Origin of the sequence: Roseovarius tibetensis (assembly GCF_050896375.1) — a bacterium.
Lineage (GTDB): Bacteria > Pseudomonadota > Alphaproteobacteria > Rhodobacterales > Rhodobacteraceae > Roseovarius > Roseovarius tibetensis.
Map to the genome: position 1 here is coordinate 66,429 of NZ_JBPBBB010000005.1, position 18,068 is coordinate 84,496.

An 18,068-nucleotide genomic window follows, 5' to 3' on the forward strand; every position below is an offset into this window, starting at 1 on the left:
CGCGCTGAAACAGACTACCGATGGTGTGAGGACCTGATGGCTGAATTCTTTACAACCCCGCTCGGGATCCTGGTGATCATCCTTGCGCAATGCCTCGCGGTCGTGGGCTTCGTGATGATCTCGCTTTTGTTTCTGGTCTACGGTGACCGCAAGGTCTGGGCCGCCGTGCAGATGCGTCGGGGCCCGAACGTGGTCGGACCATGGGGGCTGTTGCAGACTGTCGCCGACGCGTTGAAATACGTGATGAAAGAGGTCGTCGTGCCGGCCGGGGCCGACAAGACCGTGTTCATCATGGCCCCGATGACAAGTTTTGTTCTCGCCATCCTTGCCTGGGCGGTCATCCCCCTCAACGAGGGCTGGGTCCTCTCGGACATCAACGTGGCCGTCCTTTTCGTCTTCGCGATCTCGTCGCTTGAGGTCTACGGCGTGATCATGGGCGGATGGGCCTCGAACTCGAAATACCCGTTCCTCGGTAGCCTGCGATCGGCCGCGCAGATGATTTCCTACGAGGTGTCGATCGGGCTGATCATCATCGGGGTGATCATCTCGACCGGATCGCTCAACTTCGGCAATATCGTCGCGGCGCAGGACACGGCCTTTGGGTTCTTCGGCTGGTACTGGCTGCCGCACCTGCCGATGGTGTTCCTGTTCTTCATCAGCGCGCTGGCCGAAACCAACCGGCCGCCCTTCGACCTGCCCGAGGCCGAGTCGGAACTGGTGGCAGGGTACCAGGTCGAATACACATCGACGCCGTTCCTGTTGTTCATGGCGGGCGAATACATCGCCATGTTCCTGATGTGCGCGCTGACCTCTCTCTTGTTCTTTGGCGGGTGGCTGTCGCCCATTCCGGGTCTGCCGGACGGGGTGTTCTGGATGATCGCGAAGATGGCGTTCTTCTTTTTCATCTTTGCGATGGTCAAGGCGATCACGCCGCGGTACCGCTACGACCAATTGATGCGGATCGGCTGGAAGGTGTTCCTGCCACTGTCGCTGGGATGGGTCGTGATCGTGGCATTTCTTGCGAAATTCGAAGTGTTCGGCGGGTTCTGGGCCCGTTGGGCGATTGGAGGCTGACCAATGACGCAGATCGATTATGGACGCGCGGCCGGGTACTTCCTGCTCACTGACTTCCTGAAAGGCTTCAGGCTGGGCTTCAAGTACTTCTTCGCGCCCAAGGCCACCGTGAACTACCCGCATGAAAAGGGCCCGCTTTCGCCGCGGTTCCGGGGCGAGCATGCGTTGCGCCGGTATCCGAATGGCGAGGAACGGTGCATCGCGTGCAAGCTATGCGAGGCAGTGTGCCCTGCGCAGGCGATCACCATCGACGCCGAGCCGCGCGATGACGGGTCGCGCCGCACGACACGCTACGATATCGACATGACGAAATGCATCTATTGCGGCTTTTGTCAGGAGGCGTGTCCGGTGGATGCCATTGTCGAGGGGCCGAATTTCGAGTTCGCCACCGAAACCCGCGAAGAGCTGTTTTACGACAAGGCCAAGCTGCTGGCGAACGGCGACCGCTGGGAAGCCGAAATCGCCCGCAACCTCGAACTGGATGCGCCGTACCGATGACAGATCAGACAAACCCCTTCGAGATGATGATGCGCCAGGCCCAGGAAATGGCCAAGGCGATGAACCCCGCGATGGAGGCGTTTTCGCCCAAGGGGTTTGAGGCGATGTGGCCGACGATGCCGAAGGAGTTCATGGAAATGAGCTTTGGTCGTGGCATGAGCAAGGAAGGTCTTGATGCCAAGACGCGGCTCTTGATCACGCTCGCGGGGTTGACGATGCTGGGCGCGCAGAGCGATACGCAGATCCGACTGACCGTGCGCCACGCCCTGGAGGCCGGCGCGACACGCGACGAGATCGCCGAGACCATCGCGCACATGGCGATGTTCGCCGGCATCCCGTCGATGACCCGCGCCATGGAGACCGCGCGCGAGGTTCTGGACGACATGGGCGAGAAAGGACCTGAGAAATGACGATTGCGGCAGTTTCGTTCTACCTCTTTGCCGTCTCGCTTCTGACCGGGGGACTGCTGACCGTAATCAGCCGGAACCCGGTGCATTCGGTGCTTTGGTTGATCCTGTCCTTCATCAGTGCGGCGGGGCTGTTCGTGCTTCTGGGCGCGGAATTCGTCGCGATGCTGTTGATCATCGTCTATGTCGGGGCGGTCGCGGTGCTGTTCCTGTTCGTCGTGATGATGCTTGACGTCGATTTTGCCGAGCTAAAGGCCGAAATGGCCCGGTACATGCCGCTGGCGCTACTGATCGGGGTGATCCTGCTGATGCAGTTCGGCATCGCGTTTGGCAACTGGACCGCGGCTGACGGGGCCGAGGCCGCACGCCGGTCCGTGACGCCGACCGACATGGAAAACACGGCCGCCCTCGGGATGCTGCTGTATGATACGTATTTCATCCTGTTCCAGCTGGCCGGGCTGATCCTGCTGGTGGCCATGATCGGGGCGATCGTGCTGACCCTGCGGCACCGCACGGACATCAAGCGTCAGGATGTGCTGGCGCAGATGTACCGCGACCCGGCCAAAGCGATGGAGTTGAAGGACGTGAAACCGGGTCAGGGTCTCTGATCCGGGCACGTCTTGGGGTGACGCCACCCTGTATTCCGGGACAAGCGCCGGGATGCGACAAGAAACGATCCGGGTGATAACCGGACCAGCGGGAACAAGAAAATCGGGCACGGCCCGGAGGGACAGACATGATCGGACTTGAACATTATCTCACGGTTGCGGCGGCCTTGTTCGTGATAGGCATTTTCGGGTTGTTCCTGAACCGCAAGAACGTGATCATCCTCTTGATGTCGATCGAGTTGATGCTCTTGTCGGTGAACATCAATCTTGTCGCCTTTTCCGCGCATCTCGGCGATCTGGTGGGGCAGGTTTTCACGCTGTTCGTGCTGACCGTGGCCGCCGCCGAGGCCGCCATCGGCCTTGCGATCCTTGTCTGCTTCTTCCGCAATCGGGGCACGATCGCGGTCGAAGACGTCAACGTGATGAAGGGCTGACGTCATGGAAACGATTGTTCTTTTCGCGCCTCTGATCGGGGCGATCATCGCGGGGTTTGGCTGGCGTCTGATTGGCGACATGGGGGCGCAATATGTCACCACGGGGCTTTTGTTCCTGTCGGCGCTGCTAAGCTGGGTTCTGTTTCTCGGGCATGACGGCGTGACCGAGCGCATGCATATCATGGATTGGGTGCAATCGGGGACGCTCGATACGGCCTGGGCCATCCGGATGGACCGTCTGACGGCGATCATGCTGATCGTGATCACCACGGTCTCGGCGCTCGTGCACCTTTACTCCATGGGCTACATGGCCCATGATGAGAACTTCCGCGAGAACGAGAGCTACCGCCCGCGTTTCTTCGCGTATTTGTCGTTCTTCACCTTCGCCATGCTGATGCTGGTGACCTCCGATAACCTGCTGCAGATGTTCTTCGGCTGGGAAGGTGTCGGCGTCGCCTCGTACCTGCTGATCGGTTTCTATTACCGCAAGCCTTCCGCGAACGCGGCGGCGATCAAGGCGTTCGTGGTCAACCGGGTCGGTGATTTCGGCTTTCTTCTGGGCATCATGGCGCTGTACTTTCTGGTCGACTCGATCCGCCTGGACGACATCTTCGCCGCGGCGCCTGAGCTCGCCGAAACCCAGCTCAGCTTTCTCTGGACCGAATGGAACGCGGCCAACCTGATCGCCGTGCTTCTGTTCATCGGCGCGATGGGGAAATCGGCGCAGCTTTTCCTTCATACCTGGTTGCCCGACGCGATGGAGGGTCCGACGCCGGTGTCGGCATTGATCCACGCGGCGACGATGGTCACGGCGGGCGTGTTCTTGGTCTGCCGGATGTCTCCCCTGATGGAATACGCGCCGGAGGCGATGAATTTCGTGGTGTTCGTCGGGGCGACGACGGCGTTTTTCGCGGCGACGGTCGGTCTGGTTCAGAACGACATCAAGCGCGTGATCGCCTATTCGACCTGTTCGCAGCTTGGTTACATGTTCGTCGCGGCCGGGGTGGGGGTCTACTCGGTCGCGATGTTCCACCTGTTCACGCACGCCTTCTTCAAGGCGATGCTGTTTCTCGGCGCGGGCAGCGTGATCCACGGGATGCATCACGAACAGGACATGCGCAATTACGGTGGCCTGCGAAAGAAACTGCCTTACACGTTCTGGGCGATGATGATCGGGACGCTGGCGATCACCGGAGTAGGTATTCCGTTTACCTATATCGGCTTTGCCGGGTTCTTCAGCAAGGACGCCGTGATCGAGAGCGCCTATGCCGGCACGTCGGGCGGCTATGCCTTCTGGATGCTGGTGATCGCCGCGCTCTTCACCTCGTTTTACAGCTGGCGGCTGATGTTCCTGACATTCTTCGGGACGGCGCGCGGGGACCAGAAAAAACACGCGCATGCACATGAAAGCCCGATGACCATGATCGTGCCGCTCGGCGTTCTGGCGGTCGGTGCGGTGTTTGCCGGCATCATCTGGTACGGGCCGTTCTTCGGCTCGACCGAGCAGGTCACCGACTGGTTCGGCGACTCGATCCTGATGGTCGAGAGCAATACGGTGCTGCACGACGCGCATTACGTCAGCGCATGGGTCAAGGTCAGCCCCTTCATCGCGATGGTGATCGGGTTCCTGACCGCCCTGTGGTTCTATGTCCTCGATCCCTCGATGCCCGGCAAATGGGCGGAAACGAACCGTCCGCTGTACCTATTCCTGCTCAACAAATGGTATTTCGATGAAATCTACGATTGGGTGATCGTGCGACCGATCCGTGCACTTGGCACGATGCTGTGGAAGCGCGGGGATGGCGACGTGATCGACGGGTCGATCAACGGCGTCGCCATGGGCCTTATCCCGCGGCTGACGCGGATCGCCGGTCGGGCGCAGACCGGATATATCTTCACCTATGTTCTGGCCATGGTGATCGGGATCGCGGTTCTGGTCACGTGGATGACGATCTTCGGAGGGGCCAACTGATGGATAACCTTCTTTCCATAGTGACCTTCATCCCGGCTGTCGCCGCGACTATCTTGGCGGTCTTTCTGCGCGGTGAGGATGCGGCGGCACAGCGCAACGCCAAGTGGGTGGCGCTGATCGCAACCACGCTGACATTCGTCGTGTCGCTGTTCATCCTGTTCGGGTTCGATCCCGCCAATACCGGCTTTCAGTTCGTGGAAGAGCGCGACTGGCTGCTGGGGTTGAAATACAAGGTGGGCGTGGACGGCATCAGCGTCCTTTTCGTTCTGCTGACCACGTTCATCATGCCCCTTGCCATCGCCGCCTCGTGGAACGTGAGCGTGCGCGTCAAGGAATACATGATCGCCTTCCTGATCCTCGAGACGCTCATGCTGGGTGTTTTCGTCGCGCTGGATCTGATGCTGTTCTACCTCTTTTTCGAGGCCGGGCTGATCCCGATGTTCCTGATCATCGGGATCTGGGGCGGCGCGGCGCGCATCTATGCGTCGTTCAAGTTCTTCCTCTACACCTTCCTCGGCTCGGTGCTGATGCTGGTGGCGATGGTGGCGATGTTCGCAGAGGCCGGCACCACGGACATTCCGATGTTGTTGCGCCACGAGTTCGCGTCCGACAGCTTCTCGATCCTCGGGGTTCACATCATCGGCGGGGCGCAGACGCTGATGTTCCTGGCCTTCTTCGCCAGCTTTGCCGTGAAGATGCCGATGTGGCCGGTGCATACCTGGCTGCCTGATGCGCACGTGCAGGCCCCGACCGCCGGATCGGTCGTGCTGGCTGCGCTTCTGCTGAAGCTTGGCGGGTACGGATTCCTGCGGTTCTCGCTGCCGATGTTCCCGGTGGGGGCAGAGGTGCTGACGCCGCTGGTGCTGTGGATGTCGGCCATCGCTATCGTCTATACCTCGCTGGTTGCGCTGGCGCAGGACGACATGAAAAAGCTGATCGCGTACAGTTCGGTGGCGCATATGGGATATGTCACGATGGGCATTTTCGCCGCGAACCAGCAGGGCCTGGACGGCGCGATCTTCCAGATGATCAGCCACGGGTTCATTTCCGGCGCATTGTTCCTGTGTGTCGGCGTGATCTATGACCGTATGCACACGCGCGAGATCGCGGCCTATGGCGGCCTCGTGAACCGGATGCCGGCCTATGCGCTGATCTTCATGTTCTTCACCATGGCTAATGTCGGCCTGCCGGGCACCAGCGGGTTCGTCGGCGAATTCCTGACACTGGTGGGCGTGTTCCAGGTCAACACATGGGTTGCGGCGGTCGCCGCGACGGGTGTCATCCTGTCGGCAGCCTACGCGCTGTGGCTGTACAGACGGGTGGTGCTCGGCGATCTGATCAAGGAAAGCCTGCGTACCATCGGCGACATGACACGACGCGAGCGGGCGATCTTCGCGCCGCTCGTGCTGATGACACTGCTTCTCGGGGTGTATCCCCGTCTGGTCACCGATATCACCGGCCCCTCGGTCGAGGCGCTGATTTCCAATGTCGAGATGGCACAGGCCGTGGCGAAGTCCACGAGCCAGGTCGCCGTCGCGGATCACTGAACCGGAGGCCCTGAATTATGCACTCTGATCTCAACGTCATCCTGCCGGAGATCGTGTTGTCGGTCTACGCCATCGGTGCGCTGCTAGGCGTGGCGTACACCGGCAAGGACAGGATGGCGGGCATGCTGGTCTGGTTGACCGCGGCGGTCCTGGTGGCGATGGCGCTGTGGATCGGGGCCGCGTCAGAGCAGGGCACGCGCACCGCGTTCGGCGGCATGTCCAACGATGACGGGTTCGCCCGGTTTGCCAAGGTTGCAATCCTTCTGTCGGCGGCTGCCGTGCTTCTGCTCGGGCAGGATTACATGGAGCGGCGCGGCATCCTGCGGTTCGAGTACCCGGTGCTGGTGACGCTGGCCACTGTCGGGATGATGGTCATGGTCAGCGCCGGTGATCTCATGGCGCTTTACATGGGCCTCGAGTTGCAATCCCTCGCGCTTTACGTGATCGCCTCGCTGCGCCGCGACAGCGCCAAGTCGACCGAGGCGGGTCTGAAATACTTCGTCCTCGGGGCGCTGTCCTCGGGCCTGCTGCTGTACGGGGCCTCGCTGACCTATGGGTATGCAGGCACGACGCTGTTTTCCGGCATAATAAATGCCGCCGACGGGCAGGCGCCGCTCGGGCTGCTTCTGGGGCTGGTGTTCGTTCTGGCCGGCCTCGCGTTCAAGATTTCCGCGGTGCCGTTCCACATGTGGACACCGGATGTCTATGAAGGCGCACCGACACCGATCACCGCGTTCTTGGCGACCGCGCCCAAGATCGCGGCCATGGCGCTTGTGGCGCGTGTCGTTCATGACGCCTTCGGTGACGTGGTGGGGGATTGGCAGCAGGTGCTGGCGGTGCTGAGCCTTCTGTCGATGTTTCTTGGCGGGATTGCCGCGATCGGACAGACGGACATCAAGCGCCTCATGGCCTATTCCTCGATCGCGCATATGGGCTATGCGCTGATGGGGCTTGCCTCCGGGACCGCGTTCGGGGTCCAGGCGATGCTGGTCTACATGGCGATCTACGTCACGATGAACGTGGGCACCTTCGCCTTCATCCTGTCGATGGAGCGGGACGGACGCCCCGTGACGGATATCCGAAGCCTCAACATGTACTCCAAGGCAGAGCCGGGTCGGGCGCTTGCGATGCTGATCCTGCTGTTCAGCCTGGCCGGGGTGCCGCCGCTTCTTGGCTTTTTCGGCAAGCTTTACGTCTTGCGCGCGGCCTACGAGGGCGGGCTTGCCTGGCTGGCGGTGGCCGGCGTGATCGCGTCGGTGATCGGTGCGTTCTATTATCTGCGCATCGTCTACTACATGTATTTCGGCGAGGAAGGCGAAGGCCTGGAAACGGGCCGATCGCCGGTGCAGTGGGCGTTTCTGATGGTATCGGCCGCGGTGATGCTGGTCGGAATCATCAACATGTTCGGTGTCGAGGCGATGGCGCAGGTCGCAGCGGCAACGCTTGTCGACTGACGGGGTCGGCCGGGTTGGACGACATCGTGACGCGCCTGCCGGGCGCGTCGCTTTATTTGTGGCACCCCTGTCGGGGTGCGGGCCTCCGGCGGGAGTATTTGTGGAAAGATGAACAAGGATTCCGTGAATGACTGGCCCGCAGGGTATGGATGCCGGGTGATGGCGTGCGTGGACAGCACCAATGCCGAGGCCGTGCGGATCGCGCCAGATCTGCGGGGACCGGAATGGATACTGGCGCTGGAACAGACTGCCGCGCGTGGCCGACGCGGGCGGTCGTGGGACAACCCGGCCGGAAATTTCGCGGCAACCCTCGTGCTGCGCCCATCGGAATGTCCGGACAAGGTCGCTTTGCGGTCTTTCGTGGCGGCGCTGGCGCTGTGGGAGGCGCTGGTTGCCGTGACCGGGCGTCGCGACGCGTTCGCTTTGAAATGGCCCAATGATGTGCTTTTGAACGGGGGCAAGCTGGCTGGCATCCTTCTGGAGAGCGCCGGTGCGGGCCGGGGCCTGAGCCATCTCGCCATCGGTATCGGAGTCAATCTGCGCATGGCGCCGGGCGGCGCGGCGTTGCAGGCGGGGGCGTTGCGGCCCGTCTCGCTCTTGTCGGAGACGGGCGTGGCCATGGGGCCGCAAGCGTTCCTGAATGTGCTCGCCCCGGAATATGCAAGGTTCGAGGCGCAATTCGCCACCTACGGGTTCGAGCCGATCCGCCGCGCATGGCTGGGCCGTGCGGCGAAACTGGGGGATGTGATCACCGCGCGCACAACGCGCGATACCGTCGAAGGCCGGTTCGAGACCGTGGACGCGGCGGGTCGTCTTGTTCTATCGACGCCGCAAGGCCGGCGTGAGATCGCCGCTGCCGAGGTTTTCTTTTGATGCGTGCGGAGGGTCGTGATGCTGCTGGCGATTGATTGCGGGAATACCAACACCGTTTTCTCGGTCTGGGACGGCGAGACATTCCTGTGCACGTTGCGCACGTCGACTGAGCATCAGCGCACCGCGGATCAGTATTTCGTCTGGTTCACCACGCTGCTGGCGCATCACGGGATCGAGGCGACCATCGATGCGGTCGTCATCAGCGCCACCGTGCCGCGCGTGGTCTTCAACTTGCGGGTCTTTTCGGACAGGTACTTTGGCTGCCGTCCGCTGGTGGTGGGCAAGCCCGACTGCCGCCTGCCGGTGGATGTGCGGGTTGATGCGGGCACGGATGTAGGCCCCGATAGGCTGGTCAACACGGTGGCGGGTTTCGACCTGTATGGCGGGGACCTGATTGTCGTGGATTTTGGCACCGCCACCACCTTTGACGTGGTCGACAGCGATGGCGCCTATATCGGCGGGGTGATCGCGCCGGGCGTGAACCTGTCGCTTCAGGCGCTGCACGAGGCCGCGGCGGCATTGCCGCATGTCGATGTCACCAAGCCCGAGCGCGTGATCGGCACCAACACGGTGGCGTGCATGCAATCGGGCGTATTCTGGGGTTATGTCGGCCTGGTCGATGGGATATGCGCACGGATAAAGGCCGAACGCGGCCGCACCATGACGGTGATCGCAACAGGTGGGCTGGCACCTCTCTTCCAGCAGGGAACGGACATGTTCGACATGTTCGAGGATAACCTCACGATGCACGGTCTGACCGTGATCCACCAATACAACAAGGAGGGCTGACGCCCCATGAGCACTGAACGATTGATTTACCTTCCCCTTGGCGGGGCGGGTGAGATTGGCATGAACGCCTATGTCTACGGCTATGGCGCGCCGGGAAAGGAACGCCTGATCCTTGTCGATCTGGGCCTGACCTTTCCGGACATGGACACCACGCCCGGTGTGGACCTCATCCTGCCGGACATCACGTGGCTGGCCGACCGGCGCGACCGGCTCGAGGCGATCTTCATCACCCACGGGCACGAGGATCATATCGGGGCGGTGGCGCAATATTACGACCGCCTTGGGGCGCCCATCTATGCACGGACCTTCACCGCGAACCTGGCCCGCCGCAAGATGGCCGAATTCGGACATCCGGAAAAGGCGGTCAAGACGGTGTCACCGTGGCCCGAGGCAACGCAAGTTGGCCCCTTTGGCGTTGGCTATGTGCCGATCTCGCACTCGATCCCGGAAAGTTCCGGGCTGGTGATCGATACGCCCGGTGGTCGCATCGTGCATACCGGGGATTTCAAGATCGACCTTACGCCCGGTGTGGGCGAACCGTTCGATCACGCGCTGTGGGAAAGCCTTGCCGAACCGGGCGTCAAGGCGCTGACCTGCGATTCGACCAACGTCTTCAGCCATCATGAGGGCCGGTCCGAAAGCTCCGTCGCAGAGCCGATCACCAATCTTGTGGCACAATCGAAGGGCATGTTCGTCTGCACCACCTTCGCCAGCAACGTGGCCCGGCTGAAAACGCTGGCCGAGGCCGGCGTGCGCGCGGGCCGGTCCGTCTGCCTGATGGGGCGTGCGATGCAGCGCATGGTCGAGGCCGGCAAGGAGACCGGTGTGCTGACGGGGTTTCCGGCCACGATCAGCCCGGAAGAGGCCAAGGCGGTCCCGCACGAACAGCTGATGCTGATCGTGACCGGCAGCCAGGGCGAACGTCGCGCAGCAAGTGCGCAGTTGGCGAGCGGCAAGTATAACGGCATGGCGTTGCGGGACGGCGACACGTTCCTGTTCTCGTCAAAGACCATTCCGGGCAACGAACGCGGCGTCATTCGCATCATGAACCAGATGTCCGAATTGGGCGTCGATGTCATCGAGGGCGAGGACCGTTACCACGTTTCCGGCCATGCGAACCGCCCTGATCTCGACGTGATGCACAAGCTGCTGAAGCCACAGATGCTGATCCCGATGCATGGCGAGCACCGGCACCTGCGCGAACATGTCAAGCTGGCCAAGGCCAACGGGATCCAGGGGATACTCGCGGTCAACGGCATGATGATCGACCTTAGCGGCAATGCGCCGAAAGTCGCCGAGTATGTCGAGACGGGGCGCAGCTATCTCGACGGCTCGGTTCGGGTCGGGGCGCTTGACGGTATCGTGCGCGACCGGATCCGCATGGCCTTGAACGGGCATGTCATGATCAACGTCATTCTCGACGAAGAGGACGATCCGCTGGGGGATCCTTGGGTCGAGACCATGGGCCTGGCCGAGACAGGGCGCAGCCGCGCGGCGCTGGTCGATGTTCTGGAAGAGGATCTGGCGCAATTCATGGGGCGTGCGACCGACAAGACGCTGAAGGATGACGGCAAGCTTGAAGAGGGATTGCGCAAGGTCGCACGCCAGAGCACGCAGACCGAAATCGGCAAGCGGCCCGAGGTGACGGTAGTGATCAGCCGCCTGACCGAGTGACGGGTCGCGATGCGGATCGGCTACATGACGGCCGAGGGGGTCGGTAATACCGACCTCTTGCTGCACGCGCTTTCCGAACGCGCGGCAGCGCGAGGATTGCGCGTGTGCGGCACCGTACAGATCAACGCGAATTGCGGCCCCGACAGGCCCTGTGACATGGATGTGCGGATTTTGCCCGACGGTCCGGTGATCCGCATCTCGCAAAGCCTTGGGCCGGGCGCTCGGGGATGTCGGCTTGACCCGGCCGCGCTGGAAGCTGCGGTGGTAACAACCGCCGAGCGACTGGCGGAAGGCTGCGATCTGCTGATCGTCAACAAGTTCGGCAAGCAGGAATGCGACGGGCGCGGCTTTCGGGGCCTGATCGCCGATGCTCTTGGCGCGGACGTGCCGGTGCTGGTGGGGGTGAACCAGCGCAACCTTGCCCCCTTCGCGGCGTTCACCGAAGGCATGGCCGAGCGGGTCGCGCCCGACGGAGCAGCGCTTGATGCGTGGCTTGCCTCTCTGTCCGCCACAGCCCCTACGGAGTGAGCCACGGGGTCGGCCTTGCCCGTGGGACGGACGCCCCCGTGGGCGCCTGTCAGGCGACCATGGCCTCGACCGAGGCGCCGAAGGACGACGGCGTCGGCACGATCGTGACGCCCGCTTCCGACAGGATCTCGACCTTTTCCTGCGCAGATTCGCCGAAGGCCGACACGATTGCCCCCGCATGGCCCATGCGCCGCCCCTTGGGGGCCGACAGGCCGGCAATGTAGGCCGCCACAGGCTTGGTCATGTGGTCGCGGATGTAGGCCGCGGCCTCGGCCTCTTGCGGGCCGCCGATCTCGCCGACCATCACCACCGCATCGGTGCCCTCGTCGTTCTCGAAAAGCTCCAGGATGTCGCGGAAGGATGAGCCGTTGATCGGGTCGCCGCCGATGCCCACGGATGTCGACACGCCGATGCCGCGCGCCTTCATCTGGCTGGCCGCCTCGTAGCCCAATGTCCCCGAGCGTCCGACGATCCCGATCCGGCCCGCCGCGTATATGGACGGCGGCATCAGCCCGGCAAAGGCCTGTCCCGGCGTGATGATCCCCGCGCAGTTGGGCCCGATCAGGCGCATCCGCTTGTCGGCCTTGTAGCGGCGCATGTAGCGCTTGACGCGGATCATGTCGCGCGCCGGAATGCCGTCGGCGATGCAGACACATGTGCCGATCCCGGCATCGGCGGCCTCCATGATCGAGTCGGCGGCGAAGGGCGGCGGCACGAAACAGATCACCAGATCCGCCGCGGTTTCGGCCACCGCGCCCTTGACGGTGTTGAAGACAGGCAAGCCGTCATGCGTGGTGCCGCCCTTGCCGGGGGTGACGCCCCCCACGACGTTGGTGCCATGCGCGATCATGTCCTGGGTGTGAAAGCTGCCGATGCGCCCGGTCAGCCCGGTGACCAGCACGCGGGTCGATCTGTCTATGAGAATGGCCATCACACGGCCTCCTTCGTCTTGAGGGATTGCCATGCGCCCACGACCTTTTCGCCGGCCTCGGCCAGCGTTTCGGCGGTGATGATGTCGAGATCGCTTGCGGCCAGCAGCGCGCGCCCCTCCTCGACATTGGTGCCCGACAGCCGCACCACGACGGGCAGCGTCAGCTCCAGCTCGTGCACCGCGCGGATCACGCCCTCGGCGATCCAGTCGCACCGGTTGATGCCGGCGAAGATGTTCACGAGGATCGCCTCGACCTTGGGATCGTTGAGCACGGCCTGAAACGACATCAGCACCCGTTCAGGGCTGGCCCCGCCGCCCACGTCGAGAAAATTGGCGGGTTCGCCACCGGCCATCTTGATCATGTCAAGCGTGGCCATCGCCAGACCCGCGCCGTTGACGATGCAGCCGATCTGCCCGTCGAGGCCGATGTAATTCAGCCCGCGATCGCTGGCGAAGGTCTCGCGCGGGTCTTCCTGGCTCTTGTCGCGCAGTTCGGAGATTTCTGGGCGGCGAAACAGCGCGTTATCGTCAAAGCTGACCTTGCCATCCAGCGCCATGATCTCGCCCGCGCCGGTCACCACCAGCGGGTTGATCTCGACCATGTTGGCGTCGGTTTCCTCCATCATGCGGTAGGCGCCGATGATCGTCTTGACGGCCTGCGGGATAAGCGCGGCGTCGAGCCCCAGAGAGAACGCGATCTCGCGCGCCTGAAAACTTTGCATGCCGACCGCCGGATCGACCACCGAGCGGATGATCGACTCGGGCTCCTGCGCCGAGATATCCTCGATCTCCATCCCGCCCTCGCCAGAGGCGACGACGACCACGCGCTCTTCCTTGCGGTCCATCACGAAGGCCAGATAGATCTCTTGCGCGATATCGGTCGCCTCTTCGACATAAAGCCGGCTGACCAGCTTGCCCTGCGGGCCGGTCTGATGGGTGACAAGCATGCGCCCCAGCATCCAAGACGCGGCCTCGCTGATCTCTTTCTCGGACTTGCAGATCTTCACGCCGCCCGCCTTGCCGCGCGCGCCGGAATGGATCTGCGCCTTGACGACCCACTTGTCGCCCGACAGCTCGGACGCGCGGTAGACCGCCTGTTCGGGGCTGTAGGCGATGCCGCCGCGCGGCACCTGCACACCGAACTTGCGCAGCAGGTCTTTGGCCTGGAATTCATGGATATCCATGTCCGGGTTCCTTTCCTTATCCCTTGGCCGCGATGGCATCGGCCACGCTCAGGACGTTGTTGGCCATGCGTTCGCTTGCCGCGTCGATCATCTTGCCGTCGAGGCTGGCGGCGCCCTTGCCCTCGGCCTCGGCCTTGCGCATCTCCTCGATGATGCGGCGCGCGCGTGTCACTTCCGCCTCGGGCGGAGAGAATACCTCGTTGGCAAGCGCGATCTGGCTGGGATGGATGGCCCATTTGCCCTCGATCCCGAGGGCCGCGGCGCGCTTGGCCGACAGGACATAGCCGTCGGGATCGGCGAAATCACCGAACGGCCCGTCGATGGCGCGCAGCCCGAAGGCCCGGCAGGCGACGGTCATGCGCGACAGCGCGAAATGCCACTGGTCGCCAGGATAGTCGGGGTTCAGCCCGCCGATCACCACGGTGCGCGCACGGTTCGAGGCGGCGTAATCGGCGACCCCGAAATGCAACGCTTCAAGCCGTCCGGGTGCCGCCGCGATCGCCTCGACATTGGCCATGCCGAGCGCGGTCTCGATCAGCGCCTCGATGCCGATCCTGTGGGTCAGGCCGGTGGCCTGCTCGATCTGGCTGACCATGGTTTCCACAGTGTAAAGGTCCGCTGGCACCCCGACCTTGGGCACAAGGATCGTGTCGAGGTATTGGCCCGCCTGTTCGACGATCTCGACCACGTCGCGATACATGTAATGCGTGTTCAGCCCGTTGATCCGGATCGAGACGGTCTTGCCCTTGGCGGCCCAGTCGATGTCGTTGAGCGCCTGAATGATGTTGGCGCGCGCCTGGATCTTGTCGGGCGGGGCGACCGCGTCCTCGAGATCGAAAAAGATCACGTCGACCTCAGAATTTGCGGCTTTCTCGATCATCGACGGGTTCGAGCCGGGCACCGCCAGTTCCGAGCGGTGCAGGCGTTGTTTTTTCAGAGGGTGAAGCGTGTAGCTCATGTGTCTTGTCCTTTCACGCAGCGCGCGCATCCGAGGGTTGCCCCGGCATCGGTGTTGATGTTCGAAACGCTTCCTGCGCGGCCGCGACGCCACGGCCGGGCGTGATGTTTGCACCCGTGTCGCGCAGCGCCATCTCTGCGGCCGACAATGCCCCGCAGAGCATCACGGGGTTCATCGACCCCAGGTGCCCGATCCGGAATGCCCGCCCTGCCAGCCTGGCCAGACCGGACCCGAGCGATGTCTGGTACTTGAAATAGGCCGTCTCGATTACCTCGCGGGCATCGATACCCTCGGGGGTGTAGATCGCCGCGACCGTGTCGGATTGCCATTCCGGGCCCTCGGCCACGAGACGGCACCCTTCCCATTCGGCAATCGCGGCGCGCACGCCCTCGGCCAGCCGGTGATGCCGATCCCAGACAGTCTCCATCCCCGCGCCGAGCAGCATGTCGAGCGACACGCGCAGTCCGCGCAAGAGTGGCGTGGGCGGGGTGTAGGGGAAATAGCCCGTGTCATTGAGGCGAATCATGTCGGCAAAGCTGAAAAAGCAGCGGGGCATGTCGGCGTGCTCGTGCGCCGAGAGCGCCTTGTCGCTGACGCCGAGAAACCCCAGCCCGGCGGGCAGCATGAACCCTTTCTGCGAGCCGGCAACGGCGAGGTCCACGCCCCAGCGTTCCATCTCGAACGGGATCGACGCGATCGAGCTGACGCCGTCGACGAACAGAAGGGCAGGGTGGCCCGTGGTGTCCAGCGCCCCGCGAATGGCCGCGATATCCGAGGTCACGCCGGTCGCGGTCTCGTTATGGGTTGCGAAGACCGCCTTGATGGCGTGCGACGTGTCTGCCGCCAGACGCGCCTCGTACTCTGCCACCGGAACACCTTTGCCCCAGTCCACGTCGATCACGTCCACGTCGAGGCCAAGCCGCGTGGCCATATCGACCCAAAGTGTTGAAAACTGGCCGAAACGCGACATCAGCACCCGGTCGCCGGTGTTCAGCGTATTGGTGATCGCGGCCTCCCATGCCCCCGTGCCGGAACCGGGAAAGGCAAACACGCGGCCATGTTCAAGGCGGAACGCCCGGCGCAGATCGTCGAGAAGCGGCATGATGAAATCGCAGAAATCCGGGGCGCGCATGTCCTCCATCGGGATGTTCATCGCGCGGCGAACCTCCTCCGGCACATTGGTCGGGCCGGGGATGAAAAGATGGCTTTGGCCGTACATCGAGGGACTCCTTGTTGTCTTTGTCCATCATGCGCGTCCTGTCCCGTCCGCGGGAATGCCCGCGCGCATGGAAAAGCTGCGCGACAAGGGGGGCGATCCGGCCCGCCGGGTAGGGCATGCCTACCCGCGCCGATCTGTGCGGCATGCGGCGGCATGCCATGAAATCGTTTGATTTCACGGCGTTCATTTGTCTTTCTGTTCGACGGGAAGAGGAGATGCAGATGCGGGACGTGGTGCAGGCATCCACCGGCGAGGTGGACAAGACGGTGCCCGAGGTCATCGTGGCCGACCGCCAGATGATCGTCTGTCAGGGTCTGGGGTCGCTTGTGGCCAATATCCCAGAGGTGCGCCTGGGGGCGTTCGCAAGTGACAAGGCAAGCTTGCGCAAGGCCTTGCGCCGCTGCCCCGGGCCGGTAATCGTGGTGCTGGGTGTCAGGCTTGCCGATGCCGACCTGAGCCGCGTGCTGGACATGATGCGCCGCGACCACCCCAAGGTCATGGTGGTGGTCGTGGCCGAAGAGACCGAGTTCGCCTTCATCCGCACCGCGATCAAGGCGGGGGCACACTCGATCTGCATGATGGGGGATATTTTCACCAGCCTGCCGCGGGTTCTGGGGCGTCTGATCGAGGGGCATTCGATCCTGCCGATGGAAGTGCTCAAGCGGCTGACCGGAGAGCAGGGCGACACCCTGACCCGGCGCGAGCACGAGATACTGGGCCTTCTGGTGGACGGTCTGACCAATTTCCAGATATCTGCGCGGCTCGGGCTGTCGGAAAACACGGTCAAGTATTACCTCAAGGCGATCTATCAGAAGCTCGAGGTCAACTCGCGCGGGGGTGCCATCGCGAAATACGTCGCGGGAACGTATTGAGCCGCGCGGCTGCCCGTCGTGTCACGATCCATGCGGCGGGCGGGGTTTGCGCCCCATGATGATGGCGAGCATGATCAACGCCGCGCCCGGTACGAAACCCGGCCCCGCCGTTTCGCCCAGCAACGCCATTGCGATCAGGATCGCTGCCAGCGGCGAAAACGACGTGGCCAGCGACAGCACATCCGATGGGGCATATTTCAGCGCCAGGTTCCAGGTGACCTGTGCCAGCACGATGACGATCCCGGCATAGATCCAGATCCATGACCACAGCACCGGCGCGAAGATGTCGCGGAACGCCTCGGGGCCGATCGTGAGGCATACCAGTGCGAAATACATCCCCGAGCCCATGATCGTGCGACCGACCGAGAACAGGCCGACGGGGATGTCGCGCAGGCTGGTGCGTGTCACCAGCGTCGATGCGATGTAGGACAGGGTGGCCCCGACGGCGGCCCATTCGCCCTTGCCAAGGGCGCCCAGACCACCGCCGTCGCGCAGGCTGATCATCACGACCGCCCCGGACAGCGCGACCAGCCCCCCGATCAGGGCGCGACGGCTGAGCGTCTCGTTGAGAAAAACCGACGCCGCGAGCAGAAAGAGCGGCGGTTCTATCCGGGTGATCAGCACGATGTTGGTCACACTTGTATGGGCGAGCGCATAGAAGAACAGCCCCGGCGTGATTGCACAGGAAAGCAGCGCCGACAGTGTCAGGAAACGCCAGTTGTGCGAGGTCAGCCTCTGGACATTCGACCGGGTCAGATCGCGCCGGAACAGGACACACATCGGAAGGATCGAAATCAGCGATCCCAGAAGCAACAGGTTCACGTAGGTGATGGCATTGCGGCCACCGGCAACCGGGGCCGCCTCGCCGATCGAGACCAGAAGGGACACGATGGAATTGGAAGACGCGTAGATGATCACGGCACTCCAGGCGCAGATCACGCCGATATGCGACGGTGACAGGGCGAATGACCGCGGTGTCGTGGTCCAGAGGCCAGTTGGGCTGAATGTTGCGGTGCTGCTCATGGATCATCTCTCTTTCAATCGCC

Annotated in this window: 18 protein-coding genes; 13 read left to right on the forward strand and 5 right to left on the reverse strand. The window is 63.1% G+C overall.

What is annotated here, in order from left to right; all coding sequences use genetic code 11:
* The first annotated feature begins 36 nt into the window (after positions 1-36).
* From nuoH to ACROSR_RS05420, 12 genes are all read left to right on the forward strand, one after another.
* Positions 37-1,074, forward strand: coding sequence for an NADH-quinone oxidoreductase subunit NuoH (gene nuoH, locus ACROSR_RS05365; RefSeq protein WP_432682820.1), 1,038 nt, complete (start codon positions 37-39; stop codon positions 1,072-1,074).
* A gap of 3 nt (positions 1,075-1,077) precedes the next feature.
* Positions 1,078-1,572: an NADH-quinone oxidoreductase subunit NuoI gene (gene nuoI, locus ACROSR_RS05370; RefSeq protein ID WP_432682822.1), complete on the forward strand. Its 495-nt coding sequence runs from the start codon at positions 1,078-1,080 to the stop codon at positions 1,570-1,572.
* Entirely contained in the window at positions 1,569-1,982 is a 414-nt protein-coding gene (locus tag ACROSR_RS05375) for a carboxymuconolactone decarboxylase family protein (protein ID WP_432682824.1), read from the forward strand. The genes nuoI and ACROSR_RS05375 overlap by 4 nt, the downstream gene beginning before the upstream one ends.
* The gene (locus ACROSR_RS05380) at positions 1,979-2,587 is read left to right on the forward strand and encodes an NADH-quinone oxidoreductase subunit J (RefSeq protein ID WP_432682826.1); all 609 of its coding nucleotides are present in this window, start codon (positions 1,979-1,981) and stop codon (positions 2,585-2,587) included. Before ACROSR_RS05375 ends, ACROSR_RS05380 begins: the two co-directional genes overlap by 4 nt.
* Before the next feature lie 128 nt (positions 2,588-2,715).
* Positions 2,716-3,021 (forward strand): NADH-quinone oxidoreductase subunit NuoK, encoded by a 306-nt coding sequence (nuoK, locus tag ACROSR_RS05385; RefSeq protein ID WP_268954300.1) that lies wholly within the window; start codon positions 2,716-2,718, stop codon positions 3,019-3,021.
* A gap of 4 nt (positions 3,022-3,025) precedes the next feature.
* On the forward strand, positions 3,026-4,993 hold the full coding sequence (gene nuoL, locus ACROSR_RS05390) for an NADH-quinone oxidoreductase subunit L (RefSeq protein WP_432682829.1): 1,968 nt from the start codon (positions 3,026-3,028) through the stop codon (positions 4,991-4,993).
* The gene (locus tag ACROSR_RS05395) at positions 4,993-6,540 is read left to right on the forward strand and encodes an NADH-quinone oxidoreductase subunit M (RefSeq protein ID WP_432682831.1); all 1,548 of its coding nucleotides are present in this window, start codon (positions 4,993-4,995) and stop codon (positions 6,538-6,540) included. The genes nuoL and ACROSR_RS05395 overlap by 1 nt, the downstream gene beginning before the upstream one ends.
* 17 nt (positions 6,541-6,557) lie before the next feature.
* A complete protein-coding gene (gene nuoN / locus ACROSR_RS05400; protein ID WP_432682833.1) occupies positions 6,558-7,994 on the forward strand; it encodes an NADH-quinone oxidoreductase subunit NuoN in 1,437 nt (478 codons plus the stop codon).
* A gap of 108 nt (positions 7,995-8,102) precedes the next feature.
* On the forward strand, positions 8,103-8,867 hold the full coding sequence (locus ACROSR_RS05405) for a biotin--[acetyl-CoA-carboxylase] ligase (protein ID WP_432682835.1): 765 nt from the start codon (positions 8,103-8,105) through the stop codon (positions 8,865-8,867).
* Between the two features lie 18 nt (positions 8,868-8,885).
* Positions 8,886-9,656 carry a type III pantothenate kinase gene (locus ACROSR_RS05410; protein ID WP_432682837.1) on the forward strand — a complete coding sequence of 257 codons (771 nt, stop codon included), beginning with the start codon at positions 8,886-8,888 and terminating at the stop codon, positions 9,654-9,656.
* Between the two features lie 6 nt (positions 9,657-9,662).
* Positions 9,663-11,330: a ribonuclease J gene (locus ACROSR_RS05415; RefSeq protein ID WP_432682839.1), complete on the forward strand. Its 1,668-nt coding sequence runs from the start codon at positions 9,663-9,665 to the stop codon at positions 11,328-11,330.
* A gap of 9 nt (positions 11,331-11,339) precedes the next feature.
* Complete coding sequence (locus ACROSR_RS05420; RefSeq protein WP_432682841.1) at positions 11,340-11,858, forward strand: DUF2478 domain-containing protein; 519 nt, start codon at positions 11,340-11,342, stop codon at positions 11,856-11,858.
* A 49-nt stretch (positions 11,859-11,907) separates the two neighbouring features.
* On the opposite strand, the gene sucD is transcribed toward ACROSR_RS05420, so the two are convergent.
* Genes sucD through ACROSR_RS05440 form a run of 4 tightly spaced genes read right to left on the reverse strand, consistent with a single transcriptional unit; the run spans position 11,908 to position 16,150 of the window.
* A complete protein-coding gene (sucD, locus tag ACROSR_RS05425; RefSeq protein ID WP_432682843.1) occupies positions 11,908-12,789 on the reverse strand; it encodes a succinate--CoA ligase subunit alpha in 882 nt (293 codons plus the stop codon).
* The gene (locus ACROSR_RS05430) at positions 12,789-13,973 is read right to left on the reverse strand and encodes a malate--CoA ligase subunit beta (RefSeq protein WP_432682845.1); all 1,185 of its coding nucleotides are present in this window, start codon (positions 13,971-13,973) and stop codon (positions 12,789-12,791) included. Before ACROSR_RS05430 ends, sucD begins: the two co-directional genes overlap by 1 nt.
* Positions 13,974-13,989: 16 nt before the next feature.
* Positions 13,990-14,931 carry an HpcH/HpaI aldolase/citrate lyase family protein gene (locus ACROSR_RS05435; protein WP_432682847.1) on the reverse strand — a complete coding sequence of 314 codons (942 nt, stop codon included), beginning with the start codon at positions 14,929-14,931 and terminating at the stop codon, positions 13,990-13,992.
* A gap of 13 nt (positions 14,932-14,944) precedes the next feature.
* Positions 14,945-16,150, reverse strand: a complete 1,206-nt coding sequence (locus ACROSR_RS05440) for a pyridoxal-phosphate-dependent aminotransferase family protein (RefSeq protein WP_432682849.1) — start codon at positions 16,148-16,150, stop codon at positions 14,945-14,947.
* Between the two features lie 221 nt (positions 16,151-16,371).
* Between ACROSR_RS05440 and ACROSR_RS05445 the strand changes: the two genes are divergently transcribed.
* Positions 16,372-17,022: a response regulator transcription factor gene (locus tag ACROSR_RS05445; protein WP_432682851.1), complete on the forward strand. Its 651-nt coding sequence runs from the start codon at positions 16,372-16,374 to the stop codon at positions 17,020-17,022.
* A 21-nt stretch (positions 17,023-17,043) separates the two neighbouring features.
* Here the strand turns inward: ACROSR_RS05445 and ACROSR_RS05450 are convergent, their stop codons facing one another.
* Complete coding sequence (locus ACROSR_RS05450; RefSeq protein ID WP_432682853.1) at positions 17,044-18,045, reverse strand: DMT family transporter; 1,002 nt, start codon at positions 18,043-18,045, stop codon at positions 17,044-17,046.
* Positions 18,046-18,068: the final 23 nt, after the last annotated feature.